General features: G+C 71.0%; 16 protein-coding genes. 10 read left to right on the top strand and 6 right to left on the bottom strand.

Features of this window, described 5'->3' with window-relative positions; all coding sequences use genetic code 11:
• Positions 1–116: 116 nt before the first annotated feature.
• Positions 117–1,034, top strand: coding sequence for a FecCD family ABC transporter permease (locus tag HII36_RS09090; protein WP_236003317.1), 918 nt, complete (start codon positions 117–119; stop codon positions 1,032–1,034).
• The gene (locus HII36_RS09095; RefSeq protein ID WP_173522642.1) at positions 1,031–2,047 is read left to right on the top strand and encodes a FecCD family ABC transporter permease; all 1,017 of its coding nucleotides are present in this window, start codon (positions 1,031–1,033) and stop codon (positions 2,045–2,047) included. Before HII36_RS09090 ends, HII36_RS09095 begins: the two co-directional genes overlap by 4 nt.
• 4 nt (positions 2,048–2,051) lie before the next feature.
• Here the strand turns inward: HII36_RS09095 and HII36_RS09100 are convergent, their stop codons facing one another.
• Positions 2,052–3,008: an alpha/beta fold hydrolase gene (locus HII36_RS09100; protein WP_173522643.1), complete on the bottom strand. Its 957-nt coding sequence runs from the start codon at positions 3,006–3,008 to the stop codon at positions 2,052–2,054.
• Positions 3,008–4,000: a Fe2+-enterobactin ABC transporter substrate-binding protein gene (gene fepB / locus HII36_RS09105; RefSeq protein WP_217369311.1), complete on the bottom strand. Its 993-nt coding sequence runs from the start codon at positions 3,998–4,000 to the stop codon at positions 3,008–3,010. The genes HII36_RS09100 and fepB overlap by 1 nt, the downstream gene beginning before the upstream one ends.
• Before the next feature lie 218 nt (positions 4,001–4,218).
• Between fepB and HII36_RS09110 the strand changes: the two genes are divergently transcribed.
• The 6 genes from HII36_RS09110 to HII36_RS09135 all read left to right on the top strand — a co-directional run bounded on the left by HII36_RS09110 (position 4,219) and on the right by HII36_RS09135 (position 11,017).
• On the top strand, positions 4,219–5,520 hold the full coding sequence (locus HII36_RS09110; protein WP_173522645.1) for an ABC transporter substrate-binding protein: 1,302 nt from the start codon (positions 4,219–4,221) through the stop codon (positions 5,518–5,520).
• Positions 5,517–6,482: a carbohydrate ABC transporter permease gene (locus HII36_RS09115; protein ID WP_173522646.1), complete on the top strand. Its 966-nt coding sequence runs from the start codon at positions 5,517–5,519 to the stop codon at positions 6,480–6,482. Before HII36_RS09110 ends, HII36_RS09115 begins: the two co-directional genes overlap by 4 nt.
• Entirely contained in the window at positions 6,479–7,282 is an 804-nt protein-coding gene (locus HII36_RS09120; RefSeq protein ID WP_173522647.1) for a carbohydrate ABC transporter permease, read from the top strand. The genes HII36_RS09115 and HII36_RS09120 overlap by 4 nt, the downstream gene beginning before the upstream one ends.
• Positions 7,279–8,649 carry a GH1 family beta-glucosidase gene (locus tag HII36_RS09125; protein WP_173522648.1) on the top strand — a complete coding sequence of 457 codons (1,371 nt, stop codon included), beginning with the start codon at positions 7,279–7,281 and terminating at the stop codon, positions 8,647–8,649. Before HII36_RS09120 ends, HII36_RS09125 begins: the two co-directional genes overlap by 4 nt.
• A 33-nt stretch (positions 8,650–8,682) precedes the next feature.
• The gene (locus HII36_RS09130; protein ID WP_173522649.1) at positions 8,683–9,678 is read left to right on the top strand and encodes a LacI family DNA-binding transcriptional regulator; all 996 of its coding nucleotides are present in this window, start codon (positions 8,683–8,685) and stop codon (positions 9,676–9,678) included.
• A 76-nt stretch (positions 9,679–9,754) separates the two neighbouring features.
• Positions 9,755–11,017, top strand: coding sequence for a phospholipase D-like domain-containing protein (locus tag HII36_RS09135; RefSeq protein WP_173522650.1), 1,263 nt, complete (start codon positions 9,755–9,757; stop codon positions 11,015–11,017).
• 6 nt (positions 11,018–11,023) lie between these two features.
• On the opposite strand, the gene HII36_RS09140 is transcribed toward HII36_RS09135, so the two are convergent.
• Entirely contained in the window at positions 11,024–11,551 is a 528-nt protein-coding gene (locus tag HII36_RS09140; RefSeq protein WP_328807649.1) for a carboxymuconolactone decarboxylase family protein, read from the bottom strand.
• Positions 11,552–11,578: 27 nt separating this feature from the next.
• Positions 11,579–13,150 (bottom strand): alpha/beta fold hydrolase, encoded by a 1,572-nt coding sequence (locus HII36_RS09145; protein ID WP_173522651.1) that lies wholly within the window; start codon positions 13,148–13,150, stop codon positions 11,579–11,581.
• 167 nt (positions 13,151–13,317) lie between these two features.
• Here HII36_RS09145 and HII36_RS09150 point away from each other — a divergent pair, with 167 nt between their 5' ends.
• Entirely contained in the window at positions 13,318–14,049 is a 732-nt protein-coding gene (locus HII36_RS09150) for a DUF7873 family protein (RefSeq protein WP_173522652.1), read from the top strand.
• 271 nt (positions 14,050–14,320) lie between these two features.
• On the opposite strand, the gene HII36_RS09155 is transcribed toward HII36_RS09150, so the two are convergent.
• Together HII36_RS09155 and HII36_RS09160 are read right to left on the bottom strand one after the other, a co-directional pair.
• Positions 14,321–14,863: an alpha/beta fold hydrolase gene (locus tag HII36_RS09155; protein ID WP_173522653.1), complete on the bottom strand. Its 543-nt coding sequence runs from the start codon at positions 14,861–14,863 to the stop codon at positions 14,321–14,323.
• Positions 14,860–16,146 carry an FAD-binding oxidoreductase gene (locus HII36_RS09160; protein ID WP_173522654.1) on the bottom strand — a complete coding sequence of 429 codons (1,287 nt, stop codon included), beginning with the start codon at positions 16,144–16,146 and terminating at the stop codon, positions 14,860–14,862. The genes HII36_RS09155 and HII36_RS09160 overlap by 4 nt, the downstream gene beginning before the upstream one ends.
• Positions 16,147–16,294: 148 nt before the next feature.
• Here HII36_RS09160 and HII36_RS09165 point away from each other — a divergent pair.
• A partial coding sequence (locus HII36_RS09165; protein ID WP_217369312.1) for an ATP-binding protein occupies positions 16,295–17,694 on the top strand: 1,400 nt, incomplete at its 3' end.

The following is a 17,694-nucleotide window of genomic DNA, read 5'->3' on the forward strand; positions in this document are numbered from 1 at the left end:
TCTAAGACCAAAGATCCGTAATGTTCAAGGTAAGGTAAGGCTTGCCTAAAGAGAGGGATTTCATGCGGTTGACGGGACTTGCGCTCTCCCTAGCGGTTTTAGGGGTTATATGCGCTTTGAGCCTAGCCGTCGGCGCGCAGGCCATCCCGCCGGGAGAGGTGTGGCAGCAGTTCTGGCACCCAGACGGCGGCGAGACGGCCTCCGTCGTGCATGATCTCCGGGTGCCGCGCACGCTGCTCGGCATCTGCGTCGGCGCCGCGCTCGGCCTGGCCGGGGCGCTCATGCAGGCGCTGACCCGCAACCCGCTGGCCGACCCCGGCGTGCTCGGCGTGAACTCCGGCGCCTCGCTGGCCGTGGTCTGCTCGATCCTCTTCCTCGACGCTCGCGACATGACCACCTGGGTGTGGTTCTCCCTGGTCGGCGCGATGATCGCGTCCGTCGCCGTGTACCTGCTCGGCGCGCACCACCCGACCAGGCTCGTGCTGGCCGGCGCGGCCGTCAGCGCCTCGCTGCTGGCCGGCATCAACGGCGTGCTGGCCCTGGACTCCGGCGTGTTCGACCAGTGGCGGTTCTGGGACGTCGGCGCGCTGGCCGGGCGCTCGCTCGACGTGGTGGCGCAGGTGGCGCCGTTCGTGCTGGTGGGCACGGCGCTGGCGCTGGCGCTCGGGCGCGGCATGAACGCGATCGCGCTCGGCGAGCAGACCGGGCAGGCGCTGGGCGTGCGGCTGGGCCGCACCAGGCTGCTGGCCGGGCTGGCGATCACCCTGCTGTGCGGGGCGGCCACCGCGGCGGCCGGGCCGATCGGGTTCATCGGGCTGATGGCGCCGCACGCGGTGCGTGCCTTCACCGGGCCCGACCACCGGTGGGTGCTGGCCTACTCGGCCGTGCTCGCCCCAGCCCTGCTGCTGGCCGCCGACGTGCTCGGCCGGGTCGTGGTGCGTCCGGCCGAGCTCGAGAGCGGCATCGTGACCGCGTTCCTGGGCGGCCCCATCTTCATCTACCTGCTGCGCCGCAGGAAGGCGGTCACTGCGTGAAGACCCTGCGCATCTCCGGTCTGGCCTTCCGCGTGCACGTGCGCGCGTCGGCCGTGGTGGCCTGCCTGCTGCTGCTCGGCCTCGTCCTGGGCCTGGTCGGGCTGACCACCGGCTCGGCGCTGTCCGTCTCCGACGCGCTGCGCACGCTGTTCGGCCACGGCGACGCCGGCACCGAGCTGGTCGTCTACACGCTGCGCGCCCCGCGCGTGCTGCTGGCCCTGTGCGTCGGCGCGGCGCTCGGCGTGGGCGGCGCGGTGGTGCAGAGCCTGTCCCGTAACCCGCTGGGCAGCCCGGACATCATCGGCGTGAACGCGGGCGCGGCGGCCGGAGCCGTGCTGATGCTGCTCGTCCTCGGCGACTCCAGCTACCAGGGCGTCTGGTCGGGCGCGCTGGTGTGCGGGCTCGCGGCGGGCCTGCTGGTGTACGCGCTGTCGTTCAAGCGCGGCGTGAAGGGCACCAGGCTCGTGCTGGTCGGCATCGGCGTGACGGCCATGCTGCACTCGCTCATCGCCTACCTGCTGACCAGGGCCGACATGTACGAGTCGCAGGGCGCCAAGGTCTGGCTCATCGGCAGCCTGGCCGGGGCCGGCTGGGAACGGGTCTGGCCGGTCGCGCTGACCGTGGCGTTCGGGCTTCCCGTGGTGCTCGCGCTGAGCAGGTCGCTGTCGCTGATGGAGATGGGCGACGCCACGGCCGGGGCGCTGGGCCTGCGGGTGGAACGGCTGCGCCTGGTGCTGCTGCTGGTCGCGGTGGCCCTGTCGGGGGTGGCGGTGTCGAGCGCCGGCCCCATCGGGTTCGTCGCGCTGGCCGCGCCGCAGCTCGCCCGCCGCGTGACCAGGGCGCCCGGGCCGGGCGTGGCGTCGTCGGCGGCGATGGGGGCGCTGCTGCTGACCGCCGCCGACTTCCTGACCCAGCGCCTGCCCACGCCGGGTCAGCTCCCCGTGGGGGTGCTGACCGGCGGACTGGGCGGGATCTACCTGGCCTGGCTGCTGTATCGGGAGTGGCGTTCCTGACCGCTCAGGCGTAGGCGGCGATCAGGGCCTCGGGGAGTTCGTTGAGCCAGCAGTAGCGGTCGTGGCCGCCGTCGAACTCCCGGTACGTGCTCGGCGGCCGCAGCGTCTCACGCAGGCGGGCGGTCGGCCCGGTCAGCGCCCATTCCAGGGTGCCCACCTGCAGGTGCACCCGGGGCGGCGCGGCGGACGCGGCCAGTTCCCCGGTCAGCCATTCCGGCTCCGGGCCGCCGGGCCACCAGAACGACCCGGACTGCGAGATCGCCGCGGTGAACCGGTCCGGGTGCCGGTGCGCGGCGTACACGGCGGTCAGCCCGCCCAGGCTCTGCCCGGCGATCACCGTCGGCCCCTCGTACGGCAGCGCGTCCACGAAGGCGGCGTCGCAGGTCAGCCTGGCCACCCGGTCCTGGCCCGACTCGACCAGCCAGGCACGCACCGGCGGGATCCGGCCGGCCGCGATGAGGTTGTCCAGGATGACCGGGGCGTCGTCCGTCCAGTTCTCGCCGTCCAGCAGCACGAGCGAGCCTTGGGCCGGGCGTTCCGGCAGGTAGAGCCGGCCGAGCGGGTGCGGGGCGAGCGGCCGCGCCGGGCGTTCGCGCCGCAGCCACGGGGACGGCGGCGCGGTCTCGGCCACCGACTGGCCCTGCCAGACCCGCGGGTTGAGCGGGTCGGTCACCTGCCTGCCGTCCACGGCCAGCAGGTAGGACGAGCGCCAGCCGCGCCGCACCAGGTACGTGCGGTGCCACACGTCCCCGGTGCGTTCCATCAGCGCGGCGTCGCTGTCGTGGGTGAGCTTGTTGGCCAGGACCCGCACCTCGGCGGCCGGCCCGCGCCAGAGGAACGTGACGGCCACGTGATCGGGATCGACGTCCGTGATCAGCGGGGTGGCGGTCGCGTCCAGGCGCGGGGTCGGCAGCGTGCGCGGCGGCGCGGGCCTGGGGACTCTCGGCGGTACGTCACGCATCAGGCGAACTGCTGCTCGATCCGGTCGATGATGTTGGAGGCGCTGAAGTAGTCGATGCGGAAGGCGTCCAGGCCGAGGTCGTAGACGCGCTTGTCGGCGACCGCGGGCAGGTCCTTCCACAGCGGCTTGGCCTGGGTGGCGGCGATCTGCTCGGGGCTGTGCCCGGCGAAGAACAGCGAGCTGTCGGCGAAGGCCTTGACCACGTTCTCCTGGGCCACGTTCACGATGTCCTTACGGCCGCCGCCCTCCTTGGTCGACTCGGCGGCCAGCGACGGGTCGACCGGGTGGATGGTGAAGCCGAGCGAGGCGAGCAGCCCGCCCTGGGCGCTGGCCTCGGTGAAAACCGGGATGTCGGTGTTGTTGTCACGCAGCACGACGGCGTCCTTGTCCGACGCCTTGATCTTGCCCTTCACCTCGGCGACCCGCTTGTCGTAGGCGGCGACGACCTCGGTGGCCTTGGCCTCCTGGCCGATGGCCTGGCCGAGCTTCTTGGTGAGGTCCTGCCAGGTGACGTTGTCGTGGCGGAAGAGCACGGTGGGCGCGACGGCCTTGAGCTTGTCGTAGACCTTGGCGCTGCTGTCGGCGCCGGAGGCGGCGCCGATGATGAGGTCCGGCTTGGCCGCGATGACCTTCTCGATGTCCGGCTCGAAGCCCTGGTAGAGCACCTGGACGCCGCGCTGCGTGGCGACGTCGGCCCACTGCTTGAAGAAGCCGTTGCCGTCGGTGATCGGGCCGGGGGCGGTGGCCTGGGAGGCCACCAGCGGGGCCTCGATCGCGAGCAGGTGACCGGTCATGGTCACGCTCATGGACACGATCCGCTTCGGCGCGACGGGCACCTCGGCCGTGCCCGCCTCGTGCTGGACCGTGCGGACGGGGCCCTTCGAGGCGGCCGCGTCACCACCGGAATCACCGGAGCCGCCGGAGCCGCAGGCGGCGAGGCTGACGGCGGCGAGGATCGCGACCGCGGCCGCGCGGATCGAGGAGGATGCCACATCCACTCCCAGGTTAGGTGAGTAAAGCCTAAGCAATATTAGGGCAGCCTAACCTAACATGACCAGGCGTTTCACCGCCGGGAGCCGATCTGTGAACGCGCTCTCTCGATAACGCCGATCGTTACGAAACACCCGTTGACAGCAGGGCATCGCTGGCCCGAATCTCTTGAGAGAGCGCTCTCTCACCGATCCCACAGCTTTGAACCCAGGAGGGTTCCATGACCCCTCGCATCCGGCGGATCGCCGTGCCCTTGCTCACCGCGTCCCTGCTCGCGCTGGCCACGGCCTGCGGCAGCGGCGGCGACGGCGGGAGCGCCACCTCAGAGGCGAGCGCCAAGCCAGGCGAGAAGATCAAGCTCACCATCGGGCTCTTCGGCGACTTCGGCTTCAAGCCGCTGTACGAGGAGTACAAGAAGACGCACCCGAACATCGAGATCGTCGAGAACGTCACCCAGTTCAACGACCACCACAACAACCTGGTCAAGCGGCTGGCCACCAACGCCGGCGCGGGTGACATCGAGGCGGTCGAGGTCGGCTACATCAGCACGTTCACCGCCCAGGCCGGCAAGTTCGCCGACCTCAAGCAGTACGGGCTGGACAAGCGGCAGGCCGACTACCTCGACTGGAAGTGGCAGCAGGGCCTGAGCAAGGACGGCCAGCAGGTGCTCGGCCTGGGCACCGACGTCGGCGGCCTGGCCATGTGCTACCGCAAGGACCTGTTCAAGAAGGCCGGGCTGCCCGAGGACCGCACCGAGGTGGCGGCGCTCTGGCCGACCTGGGAGCAGTACATCGAGACCGGCAAGAAGTTCGCCGCGGCGAACGTGGCCGGCGCCAAGTTCGTGGACAGCCCCGGTGAGATCTTCCGCGCCATGGTGAACCAGGCGCCCATCGGGCTCTACGACACCTCCGACAAGATCATCGTGGACACCAACCCCGACGTGAAGAAGGCCTGGGACCTGTCGAACCAGCTCACCCAGGAGGGCCTGACCGCCAAGCTGGCCGCCTTCTCGCCGCCGTGGAACACCGGCTTCGCCAAGGGCTCGTTCGCCACGATCATCTGCCCGGCCTGGATGACCGGCTTCATCCAGGAGCAGGCCAAGGACGCCTCCGGCAAGTGGGACATCGCCACCGTGCCCGGCGGCTCGGGCAACAGCGGCGGCTCCCACCTGATGGTGCCCAAGCAGAGCAAGCACCCCAAGGAGGCGGCCGAGCTGATCGACTTCCTGACCTCCAAGGAGAACCAGGCCAAGGTGTTCAAGGAGGAGGGCACGTTCCCGTCGATCCCCTCGCTCTACGACGACCCGTCGATCCAGAACTTCACCAAGCCGTTCTTCGGTGACGCGCCGATCGGCAAGATCTACTCCGAGGCGGCCAAGGCGCTCAAGCCGCAGCACCTGGGCCCCAAGGAGGGCGACGTGCGGGTGGCCATCGGCAACGGCCTCGGCCGCGTCGAGCAGGGCAAGCAGACGCCGGACGAGGCATGGGCCCAGGTGCTCGAGGACGTCAAGAAGATCAAATGAGCACCCTTCCCCTCGCGGTCACGCGTAGGCGCGGGCGGGGCGTGCGGCACACCCTCGACATGAGGGTGTCGCCGTACGCCTACGTGGCGCCGTTCTTCCTGCTGTTCTGCGCGTTCGGGATCTTCCCGCTGGTCTACACGGCCTGGGTGAGCCTGCACGAGTGGACGCTGCTGTCGGAGACGCAGGAGTTCATCGGCCTTGAGAACTACTCGACGCTCCTGGCCGACGAGTACTTCTGGAACGCCACGTTCAACACGCTGTCGATCGGCGTGATCTCGACCGTGCCGCAGCTCGCGCTGGCCATCTGGCTGGCCCACCTGCTCAACCGGCGGCTGCGGTTCCAGACGATGTTCCGGATCGCGCTGCTGCTGCCCAACGTCACCAGCGTGGTCGCGGTGGTGGTCATCTTCAGCCAGCTCTTCGGCCGCGACTTCGGCATGATCAACTGGATGCTGGGCTGGTTCGGCGCCGGCAAGATCGACTGGGCGGCGGGCACCGCGACCTCGCACGTCGCCCTGTCCGTGATGATCATGTGGCGCTGGACCGGCTACAACGCGCTGATCTTCCTGGCCGCCATGCAGGCCGTGCCGCGCGAGCTGTACGAGGCCGCCACCCTGGACGGCGCGAGCACGTTCAAGCAGCTGCGCAGCATCACGCTGCCGATGATCCGGCCGACGATCATCTTCGTGGTCATCGTCTCGACCATCGGCGCCATGCAGATCATGGCCGAGCCGCTGCTGTTCGGTCAGAGCAGCGGCGCCGGGGGCGGCGGCGGCGCGACCGGCGGCACCGACAGGCAGTTCCAGACGCTCGCGCTGTTCGTCTACGAGCAGGGCTTCGCCACCTCGACGTTCGACTTCGGCTACGCCTCGGCCGCCTCGTGGCTGATGTTCCTGGTCGTGGTGCTCGTGGCCGGGATCAACTTCCTGATCAGCCGCAGGATGAAGGGCGGGCTGCTATGAGACTGCGTTACCTGACCCTGGTCGCGGTCGCGTTCTTCTCGGCGTTCCCGCTCTACTACAGCGTGGTCGTGGCCTCCAGGCACAACTCGGCGCTGGCCCAGGTGCCGCCGCCGCTGCTGCCCGGCGGCAACTTCTTCGCCAACGTCGCCAGGGTCTTCGACACGGTGCCGTTCGGGCTCGCGCTGATGAACTCGGTCATCGTGGCCGGGTCGATCTCGATCGCGGTGATGTTCTTCTCGACGCTGGCCGGGTTCGCCTTCGCCAAGCTGAGGTTCAGGGGCAAGAACGTCCTGCTGGTGATCACGGTGGCCACCATGATGGTGCCGGCGCAACTCGGCATCATCCCGCTCTACATGCTCATGGTGAAGCTGGAGTGGACCGGCACCAACTACGCGCTGATCGTGCCCGCGCTGGTCAACGCGTTCGGCGTGTTCTTCATGACCCAGTACCTGACCAGGGCGCTGCCGACCGAGCTGCTGGAGGCGGGCCGCGTCGACGGCTGCACCACCTGGGGCCTGTTCTGGCACGTCGTGCTGCCCGCGGCCCGGCCGGCCGCGGCGGTGCTCGGCATGCTGACGTTCATGTCGGCCTGGAACGACTACTTCTGGCCGCTGATCGCGCTGACCCCGGACAGTCCGACCGTCCAGGTCGCGCTGTCCACGCTGGCCAGCGGCTACGTCAACGACTACGTGCTGGGCCTGGCCGGCACCGCGGTGGGAACCCTGCCGCTGGTGGCCGTCTTCGCCCTGTTCGGCAAGCAAATCATCGGTGGAATCATGCAAGGGGCGGTAAAGGGATGATTTTCCCGGAAAACTTCGTCTGGGGTGCCGCGACGGCCTCGTACCAGATCGAGGGGGCGGTCAAGGAGGACGGGCGGGGCCAGTCGATCTGGGACACCTTCTCCCACACTCCCGGCAACGTGGCCGGCGGCGACACCGGCGACGTGGCCTGCGACCACTACCACCGCTTCAAGGACGACGTCGCGCTGATGCGCGAGCTGCGGCTGGCCGCCTACCGGTTCTCGGTGGCCTGGCCGCGCGTCCAGCCGGACGGCGCCGGCGCGATCAACCCGCGCGGGCTGGCCTTCTACGACCGGCTCGTGGACGAACTGCTGGCCGCCGGCATCGCGCCGTACGTCACGCTCTACCACTGGGACCTGCCCCAGGCCCTGGAGGACCGCGGCGGCTGGACCGATCGCGACACGGCCTACCGGTTCGCCGACTACGCCCAGGCCGTCCACGCCAGGCTGGGCGACCGCGTCACGCACTGGGCCACGCTGAACGAGCCGTGGGTGGCGGCGTTCCTCGGCTACGGCAACGGCGTGCACGCGCCGGGCCGCACCAACCCGGCCGACGCGATGCGCGCGGCGCACCACCTGCTGCTCGGCCACGGCCTGGCCGCGCGGCGGCTGCGCGAGGCGGGCGCCGAGAGCATCATGCTGGTGGTCAACTCGGCGCCGGTGCTCACCCCCGCCCAGGTCAACGACCCGTCCGCGGTGCCCGGCGAGGCCGACGCCGCCGCCGCCCGCCGCATCGACGCGCTGCTGACCAGGCAGTTCCTCGACCCGGCGCTGTACGGCCGCTACCCGGCCGAGGTCCTGGCGGCGGCCGAGCGCAACGGCGGCACCGGCCACATCCAGGACGGCGACCTGGAGATCATCAACGCGCCGATCGACCTGGTCGGCATCAACTACTACAACCCGTGCGTGGTGGAGTCCGGCCCGGGACTGCCCGCCGACGCCGCCTGGCCGGGCTCGGAGGACGTCAGGTTCGCCCCCGCCGACGCGCCCACCACCGCCATGGGCTGGCCGATCGTCCCCGACGGCCTGTCGCGCCTGCTGGTACGCCTGTCGAAGGACTATCCGCAGGTCGGCCTCATGATCACGGAGAACGGCGCGGCCTTCGACGACGTGCTGGACGACGGCAGGGTGCACGACGCCGAGCGCGTGTCGTACCTGGACGGGCACCTGCGCGAGGTGCACCGGGCCATCGAGTCGGGTGCGGACCTGCGAGGCTACCTGGTCTGGTCGCTGCTGGACAACTTCGAGTGGGCCGAGGGCTACCGGCGCAGGTTCGGCATCGTGCACGTGGACTACGCCTCGCTGAGCCGGGTGCCGAAGGACAGCGCGCTGTGGTTCCGCGACGTCATCGCCGCGAACGGGCTGTAGATTTTTTTGCGTGGATTCCCCTTTGGTGCAGTCATGAGACGTCCCACCCTGGAGGCGGTCGCCGCCCGGGCGGGCGTCTCGCGCGCCACCGCCTCCCGGGTCGTCAACGGGCAGACCACGGTCGCCCCGCAGATCCGTGACGCCGTGCTGCGCGCCATCGACGAGCTGGGCTACGTACCCAACTCGGCCGCGCGCAGCCTGGTCACCCAGCGCACCGACTCCATCGCCCTGGTCGTGTCGGAGCCTGGCACCCGGGTCTTCTCCGAGGATCCGATGTTCTCCACCGCCATCAGGTCCGCCTCGATGGAGCTGGAGTCGGTGAACAAGCAGGTCGTGCTCATGCTGGCGGCCTCGCCCAAGAGCCACGCCCGGGTGGAGCGCTACATCGCCGGCGGGCACGTCGACGGGGTCATGCTCATCTCCATGCACGGCGCCGACCCGCTGCCGTCCGCGCTGTCGCGCCTGCGCGTGCCGGTCGTCTCCTACGGCCGGCCCGCCGTCCCCGTCGACATCCCGTACGTCGACAACGACAACGTGGGCGGCGCCGAGGCCGGGGTGCGCCACCTGGTGGCGCAGGGCAGGCGGCGCATCGCCACCATCGCGGGCCCGCAGGACATGATCGGCGGCCAGGACCGCCTGGCCGGCTACCGCAACGTGCTGCGCGACTCCGACCGCCGCTCGATCGTCGCGGTGGGCGACTTCACCCGCGAGTCGGGCGCGGTGGCCATGCGGCAGCTCCTGCGCGACGACCCCGACCTCGACGCCGTCTTCGTGGCCAACGACCTGATGGCGGTCGGCGCGCTGCAGTCGCTCAGGCAGGCCGGCCGGCGGGTGCCCGACGACGTGGCGGTGGTCGGCTTCGACGACATCGAGGCGGCCAAGTACACCGAGCCGCCGCTGACCACGCTCCGCCACCCGGTCGCCGAGCAGGCCGCGGCCATGGTGCGGCTGCTGCTCGGCCTGTTCGAGGGCGGTCCGGCCGACCCGGTGATCCTGCCGACCGAGTTGGTGATCCGCGAATCGGCCTGACTGGTTGACAAATAATCGTATTAAATACGAAAGTGACTCGACTTCATGTGGCACCCACGAAAGGGGATCCACCCACATGGCGACGAGACGCACCCCCCGGCTCGCGTTCCTGGCGATGTTCCTGGCCGCCTCCACCCTGTTCACCACTCCCGCGGCGGCCGAGGTCACCGGCCCGCCGGTGCTCAACGCGCCGGTGTTCAACGACCCCACCGCCGACTCGGGCGTCCCCGGCAGCCCGAGCCCGCAGCAGTCCGCGGTCATGGACCAGCTCATCCGGCTGATCAAGGCCACGCCCGCCGGGGCCGAGATCAGATTCGTCAACCACGAGTTCGCCCACGGCGACCGCTCCACCGAGATCGTCGACCAGCTCGTCGCCGCGCACCAGCGGGGCGTGCGGGTGAAGGTGATACTCGACAGCCTGGAGAACGGGGCCAACGACGCCGTCACCGCCTCGCTGCGCGCGGCACTCGGCACCTCCGAGTCGGCCGGCTCGTGGATCATCCGGTGCGAGTACCCGAACGAGGCCACCGTCGACCGGGGCTGCATCGCCCGCAACTACCAGCACAGCAAGTTCGCGCTGTTCTCCACCATCGTGGTCGACGGGGTCACGCACCCGAACGTGGTGTTCCAGACCTCGTCGAACCTGTCCGACTGGTACCTGTACAACTCGTACAACGACGCGTACACGTTCACCGACGCCACCGTGTACGGCGCCTACCGCACCTACTTCGCCGACCTCCAGGCCGGGCGACGCAGCGCGGTCAACCCGGACTACTACTGGACGTCACCCACCGGGTCCACCCACCGGGCCACCTTCTACCCGCGCCTGGTGAGCGACCCCGACCCGATCGTCAGCATCCTCAGGCTGATCGAGTGCAGCTACAAGGACGCCGACGGCGTCACCCGGCAGACCGACATCCGCCTGGCGCTGACCGCGTTCAACAAGAACCGGGTGGCCATCGCGAACGAGCTGGTCCGGCTGCGCGGCGAGAACTGCTGGGTGGACGTCGTGCACTACGAGAACGCCGCGGGCGCCACGACCAAGAACGTCGACGACACGATCAGGCAGACCCTGGCCAAGACGGTCAACGGCCGCGCCATCCAGGTCACCCCGTGCCGCATCAGCCTGGGCACCCGGGGTGGCATCGTCCCGCACACCAAGCTCATGATGGTCGACGGGTTCTACGACGACGACATCACGCCCAGGGTGTACACCGGCAGCGCGAACTTCACCTACATGGAGAACTCCGACGACGCGTTCGTGCGGATCTCCGGCCGGGCGATCCACGACAGGTACCTGTCGTTCTTCTACGGCCTCAGAACCGCCTGCCGCGGCTGAGACCGGTCAGACCCGGAAGACGCGGAGCTGGAGCGCGAGCGTGGTGTAGTAGCCGACCAGCGTGGTCAGCTCGAACACGACGCCTTCCGCCAGCTCCGCGTACTCCTGCTCGTCCAGGTCGCGGCGGGCCACCAGGGCGCGGGTGACCCGCAGCACCGCAGACTCGGTCGCGTCGGGCAGGTCGAGCGGGCCTCCCTCGCGCAGCGCGGCCAGCTGGTCCTCGGTGAGCCCGAGCCCGCGGCCGATCCCCTCGTGGACCTCACGCTCGAACGCGCTGTCGCAGTGGTTGGCCACCACCAGGATGGCGATCTCCCTGCACCGGTCGGTGAGCGTGGAACGGTAGCGGATGGCCGCGCCCAGTTCCTGCAGCGCGTCGCCGACCGGCGGGCTGAGCAGCATCGCGCCGAACGGGCCGATCAGCCCGCCCCGCTCGTCGGTCACGGACGCGCCGCGCGGGCCCGCCGTCAGCTTCTCGTACAGGGCGAGCGCGGCGGGGTCGAGATCGCCGGGTGAGGTTCTGGGGAGCCGGGCCACGCGGTGATCGTAACCCGGCTCCCCGCCTCAGCGCGTCACCAGGGTGAAGCCGGGCAGGCCCGGCAGCGGCCCGCGGAAGGGCGGCGGCGTGCGCAGCGCGCGTGCCTGCGCGGGCGGGACGGCGGGGCAGTGCGCTCCCCGGCGCGGCGGGACCAGCGACACCAGGTAGCGGTCGAAGATCGCGGTCGCGCACTCTCCCCGGCCGTACACCCCGTGGCCCCAGCCTTCGTGCGTGAGCAGCCTGGCCTCGCGGCCGATCTGCCGCGACAGGCTCAGCGCCCACGGGTAGACGGTGGCCGGGTCGTGCAGGGTGTTGGCCAGCAGCAGCGTGGGGCTGCCGTCGGCGTGCGCCCGGCGCTGCGGGTTCGGCACCGGGGCCGGCTGCCCGAGACAGGCGGCCAGCACGGTCAGCGACAGCGGGCTGCCCGCCATGTCGGGGGCGATCCTGGCCGAGGCACGCAGCAGCCTGGCGTACTCGCGATGGTCGCGCACCGGCAGCGCGAAGTCCTGGCAGAGCACCTGGGTGGCGTCGTTGACCACCTCATCGGCCGCCTTGGCCTCGGGTGCCTTGGTCGTGGGCGTGAGCAGCGGGGTCCCGGCCGGTGGCGGCGTGCCGCCGGCGATCCAGCGCAGCACCGCCGCGGTGCCCGCCCAGTCCGGCGCGTAGAAGCCGCCGAACGCCTGGAACATGAGCAGCGCCTTGGTCACCACCACGTCGGGGACGCCGGGGAAACGCAGCTCGCCGCGCTCCGCCTTGGCCATCAGACCGGCCCACAGCGCCCGGACGTCCGTGCCGTGCAGCACGCAGTCGGTGGAGGTGTCGCACCAGGCGACGAACTCGTCGAAGGCGTCCTCGGCGCCCCAGGCCCCGGTGCCGACCCACCCGGCGGTGTCGAGCGTGTGGTCCACGGTGCTGTCGAGCGCCAGGGCCCGCACCCGGTGCGGGTAGCGGTCGGCGTACTGCTGGCCGATCAGGGTGCCGTACGAGGTGCCGTAGAAGGTGAGCTTGCGGTCACCGAGCGCGGCACGCAGCGCGTCGAGGTCACGCACCACGCTGCCGGTGTCCACGTGGTCGAACAGCGGCCCGGTGCGTGCGCGGCAGTCCTGGCGGTAACGCTCGTTGAAGGCCAGCCGCCGCTCGAAGCCGGCCCGGTCGGTGGTGAACGGGTCGGGGGTCTGCGCGGCCAGCTCCGCCGAGCACAGGATCGGGTGGCTACGCTTCACGCCGCGCGGGTCGAAGCCGACCACGTCGAAGCGGCTGGTGACCTCGGGGCCGAAGGGGAACCACTGCTCGAGCACCCCGTCCACGCCGGAGCCGCCGGGGCCGCCGGGGTTGATCACGAGGGAGCCGATCCTGGCGGCGGGATCCGTGGCCTTGCGCCTGGCCACGGCCAGCTCGAACGTCCCGCTGCCGGGATTGTCCCAGTCGACGGGGACGGTGACGGTCCCGCACTCCACGGCGGGATCCTCCGCGCAGGGCGCCCACGCGATGGCGGGCGTGCTCGCGGCGGCCGGTGCTTTCGCGGCGGCGGGCAGGGCGGGTAAGGCTGGAGCGGCGAGTGTCAGCAGAGCGGTGAGGATGAGGACTGGTTTGCGCACTCTGAGTCCAATCGTCAGGGGCCTTGATCATCGGCGATTCCCGACGCCCGGACAACCGACCGAGGGATGAAAGTCGGCGTCATACCGCAGCATGACCCACCCATTCCGCGCACTTATTCCGAAAAACCAGGTGAGATGCGGGAGAGACACCCCCTAAGGTCGTATTCGTGACCAAGCTCAACCAGATCCTCGCGGTGGAAAAGGGCGTGAAATCAGACGTCCAGCGCAAAGTGGCCGATGCCTACCACCAGATCCAGAAGACACCGTTGCTGTCCGGTATTTCGCGTACCTACCAGCCGATCGACGACGAGGGCGAGCAACTGCCGCCGGAGTCGACCCGGGTGCAGGTGCAGGCCGACACGGTGCTGAAGGACGTGTCCGAGGCGCTGACCCGGCTGTTCGACGTCACCGCCACCAAGGACTGGGCGAACTGCCACGCCAAGGCGAGCGTGACGGTCGACGGCGAGGTCCTGCTGACCGACGTGCCCGTGACGTACCTGCTGTTCCTGGAGAAGCAGCTCACGGACGTGCACACGTTCATCGGCAAGCTGCCCACCCTGGACCCGGCCGAGACCTGGACGCAGGACGAGCACACCGACAGCTGGCGCACCGAGCCGGTCAAGACCACCCGTACCAAGAAGGTGCCGCGCAACCACGTGCTGGCCGAGGCGACCGAGAAGCACCCGGCGCAGGTGCAGGTGTACAACGAGGACGTCGTGGTCGGTTACTGGACGAAGGTCGCCTTCTCCGGCGCGCTGCCGCAGCGCCGCGTCAACGAGCTGCTGGCGCGCGTGCAGAAACTGCAGGACGCCGTGAAGTTCGCCCGCGAGGAGGCCAACGGCGCCCAGATCGACGACAGGAAGATCGGTGCCACTGTTTTCTCCTACCTCTTCAGGTAGGGTCGTGAACTCCCCCGCCTACGTGCGGGGGCGCGCATGGAGCGCAAGCTGACGCTGAGGCTGAAGCTGACACACGGTGAAAAGTGGAGGTTCGATTCCTCTCCGGGGCACTCTCGGGCCCCGGTAGCCCAATGGCAGAGGCAGCCGTTCACACTCAGATTCTCGCTCCAGATTCAGCATTGACCGTCGAGCGCCAGATCGACCGAGGACGGACCATGATGGCTGAGATGCCGGTTCAAATCCGGCCCGCCGCTCTTCGTGCGGCGGTGGCTCAATGGCAGAGCGCACCTCGTGAGAACTGATCCGTACTCTTAAATGCCGCTGGCGCCGTGATATGACGGTACCTTTCAGGCCCCCCGGCTTGGGTAGTCCGGGGGGCCGCTCCATTTCCCGCTTCCGCGAAGAACGCCACCAGGGTGTCGGGGGAAAGGCCGTCCGTGACGAGCGTGGGGATCGTCGTCTCCGGGTGCCTGGCGGGCGGGAGGCAGAGCGCGAGCCTGGTGATGGCGGGCAGGCGGCGGGCAGCCTCCAGCGCCAGGGCCGCGCCGTCGGCCAGGCCGGCCACGAACGCCGTGCCGCCGGCCGCCTCGATCACGCACTCCAGGTCCTCGATCTCCCTGGCCAGGGCGTACGGCGCGGTGTCGCCGCTGTCGCCGCGCCCCCGCCGGTCGTAGCCGACGACGGTGAAGTGCCCGGCCAGCGCGGCCACCTCACGATCGTGCCCGCGCGAGTCCCCCACCAGGACCAGGACCGGCCCCGCGCCCGCGCTGCGGCAGGCGATCGAGGTGCCGTCCCATGAGCTGACCCGGTTCATCGGGGCGCGATGTTGAGGTTGAGCCTGAACAGGTTCTCCGGGTCGAAGGCACGCTTCACCGCGACCAGCCGGGCGTGGTCGGCGGCCGTGTGCGCGGTGCCGACCCGGCTCGCGTCGGCCAGGAAGTTCAGGAACGTGCCGCCGGTGCCGTACGGCGACAGCGACTCGGCGAGGCCGGGCAGCCGCTCGCTGACGATGATCGAGAACGGCACGTCACGGTGACCCACCGGGCCCGCGTCGGGACCCGGCTCGGCCATCGCGCCGGCCCAGTGCCTGATCTCGACGTTCGCCTCCTCGCTCGCCGCCACCAGCGTCTCGATCACCTCGTCCGGGAGGTCGTGGTGGAAGTCCAGGTAGCGGGCCGGGGTGCCGCCCATGGCGGCGTCGGCGTACTCGATCGGGCTCAGCTCGCCGGCCAGCGCCGGGCCGGCCGCGTCCCAGAGCGGGCGCAGGTCACGCCAGGCCTGCTCGGGCGTGCCGCAGTGCATCACCTTGATCGCCAGCGCGCGCCGTCCCGCCATCGGGCCGCCGTCGGGCACGCGGGTCAGCATGATCGCGGTGCTCAGCTCGCGCGGCGCGTCCGCCGCCCAGCGGCGGTAACAGGCCAGCACGTCGTACGCCGACTCGATCGGGAAGTAGACGATGCCGGCGAACACCCGCGACACCGGGTACAGCCGGAACTCCAGCGAGGTGACCACGCCGAAGTTGCCGCCGCCGCCACGCAGCGCCCAGAACAGGTCGGGGTCGCGGTCCCGGCTCGCGGTGACGATCCGGCCGTCGGCGGTGACCACCTCGGCCCGCAGCACGCTGTCGGCGGCGAACCCGTACCTGCGGCCCAGCCAGCCGACCCCGCCGCCCAGGGTGTAGCCGGTCACGCCGACCGTGCCGGACGAACCGGACAGCGGCGCCAGACCGAACGGCCTGGCGGCGGCCAGCACCTGACCCCAGACCGCGCCCGGGCCGACCTTGGCCACGCCCCGGTTCGCGTCGATCTCCACCCGGTCCATGCCGGTCGTCTTGACCAGCAGGCCGCCGTCCGACGGGACGTGGGTGCCGTGCCCGGTCGCCTGCACGGCGAACGCCAGGCCCTGCTCGCGGGCGGCCAGCACGGCGGCCCGGACGTCCTCGCGGCTCGTGGCCTCGGCCACCAGCACCGGACGCGCGTCGACGGCCGGGTTCAGCGAACGGCGGCCCGTCTCGTAGCCGGCCTCGCCGGGCAGGTGCGTCTCGCCCTGGAAACCGGGAATGCCCGCCGTCTTCTCCGCCAGTCGCCTGCTCATCATCTCGGCGCCCTTTCGTTCCGTCGTGTCCTCAGTGCTTCGTGTTCCGGTGAGATCAGACTTCCGGTTGGGCGGCCGCGGGCCATCCGTGGTGACCACGGATTCACCACGGAATGGACGGGTGGGTCACTACGTGCGTGATGATGAGGGGGTGAGCGTTCCAGGCCCGGAGGGGGTGTCCCAGCGTGAGGCGGAGGTGCTGCGGGCACTCGGCGCGTACCTGACCAACGCCCAGATCGCCGGCCGCATGCACATCTCCGTGCGCACGGTCGAGAGCCACGTTTCCTCGCTGCTGCGCAAGTACGGCGTCGCCGACCGGCGCGAGCTGGCCGCCCTGGCCCAGGCCGCCGCCTCGCACCCGGCAGCCGCTGACGAATCCGACGGGGTGCGGGGGCTGCCCGCCGCGCGCACCTCGTTCGTGGGCCGGGCGGCCGAGCGGGAGGCGATTCTCGGCGCGTTCGCCGCGGCCAGGCTGGTGACGCTGGTGGGGCCGGGCGGCGTCGGCAAGACCCGCCTCGCGTCGGCCACCGCCGACACGTCGGCTGGTACCGGCGCGGCCGGCGACATCGGCGGTGAGGGCGGCTCGGTGGGCGACGCCGCGCCGGTGCTGCCTCGCCGGGGCGCGTTCGTGGACCTGGTGCCGGTGCGTGCGGGCTTCGTGGCGCAGGCGGTGGCCGCGGCGCTCGGCGTGTCCGAGCGTCCGGGGCAACCCCTGGACGACGCGATCGCCGACCGCCTGGGCCGCGACCGCGTGCTGCTGGTGCTGGACAACTGCGAACACCTGCTCGACGAGGTGGCCGGGTTCGCCGACCGGCTGCTGTCGCTCTGCCCGGGCACCCGGATCCTGGCCACCAGCCGCGAACGGCTGGGCGTGCCGGGTGAGCGGGTCGTCCCCGTCGCCCCGCTGCCGCTCGACTCCGACGCCGTCGCGCTCTTCCGCGACCGCGCCACGGCCACCGACCCCGGCTTCGCGGCCGACCCCGCCGTGGTCGCCGAGCTGTGCGCCAGGCTCGACGGGCTGCCGCTGGCCATCGAGCTGGCCGCCGCGCGCAGCGCCGCGCTCGGCCCCGACGGGCTGCTGGCGGCGCTCGACGACTACCTGCGGCTGCTGGCCGGCGGCCGGGGCGGCGCGGAACGCCACCGCTCGCTGCGCGCGGTGCTCGGCTGGAGCCACAACCTGCTGGAGGCCGACGAACGCGAGCTGTTCCACCGGCTGAGCGTGTTCGTGGGCGGCTTCGACCTCGACGCCGCGCTCGCGATCACCCCCGGCGGCAGCCCCCCGGCCATCGCCGACCTGCTCGGCCGGCTGGTCGACAAGAGCCTGGTGGTACGACGCCAGGGCCGGTGGCGGCTGCTGGAGACGGTACGCGCCTTCGCCGCAGAACGCCTCGACGCCGACGGCGCCCGCCCGGCGGTCGAGTCGCTGTATGTCGCGTGGGCGGGCGACACGGCGGGGGCGCTGCTGGGGCGGCTCGACGGCAAGTGGCACGACGACTTCGACGCCGTCGCGGACGACCTCCGCGCCGCCCTCACCACCGCCCACCACCACCT

Source organism: Nonomuraea antri (genome assembly GCF_013283785.1).
Taxonomy (GTDB): Bacteria; Actinomycetota; Actinomycetes; order Streptosporangiales; family Streptosporangiaceae; genus Nonomuraea; species Nonomuraea antri.

What these genes read in the sequence shown, in the direction of transcription:
- HII36_RS09100 (WP_173522643.1), bottom strand. Translation starts at nt 3,008, where the DNA reads ATGCGTGACGTACCGCCGAGAGTCCCCAGGCCCGCGCCGCCGCGCACG.
- HII36_RS09115 (WP_173522646.1), top strand. Translation starts at nt 5,517, where the DNA reads ATGAGCACCCTTCCCCTCGCGGTCACGCGTAGGCGCGGGCGGGGCGTG.
- HII36_RS09130 (WP_173522649.1), top strand. Translation starts at nt 8,683, where the DNA reads ATGAGACGTCCCACCCTGGAGGCGGTCGCCGCCCGGGCGGGCGTCTCG.
- HII36_RS09160 (WP_173522654.1), bottom strand. Translation starts at nt 16,146, where the DNA reads ATGATGAGCAGGCGACTGGCGGAGAAGACGGCGGGCATTCCCGGTTTC.
- HII36_RS09120 (WP_173522647.1), top strand. Translation starts at nt 6,479, where the DNA reads ATGAGACTGCGTTACCTGACCCTGGTCGCGGTCGCGTTCTTCTCGGCG.
- HII36_RS09155 (WP_173522653.1), bottom strand. Translation starts at nt 14,863, where the DNA reads ATGAACCGGGTCAGCTCATGGGACGGCACCTCGATCGCCTGCCGCAGC.
- HII36_RS09125 (WP_173522648.1), top strand. Translation starts at nt 7,279, where the DNA reads ATGATTTTCCCGGAAAACTTCGTCTGGGGTGCCGCGACGGCCTCGTAC.
- HII36_RS09110 (WP_173522645.1), top strand. Translation starts at nt 4,219, where the DNA reads ATGACCCCTCGCATCCGGCGGATCGCCGTGCCCTTGCTCACCGCGTCC.
- HII36_RS09135 (WP_173522650.1), top strand. Translation starts at nt 9,755, where the DNA reads ATGGCGACGAGACGCACCCCCCGGCTCGCGTTCCTGGCGATGTTCCTG.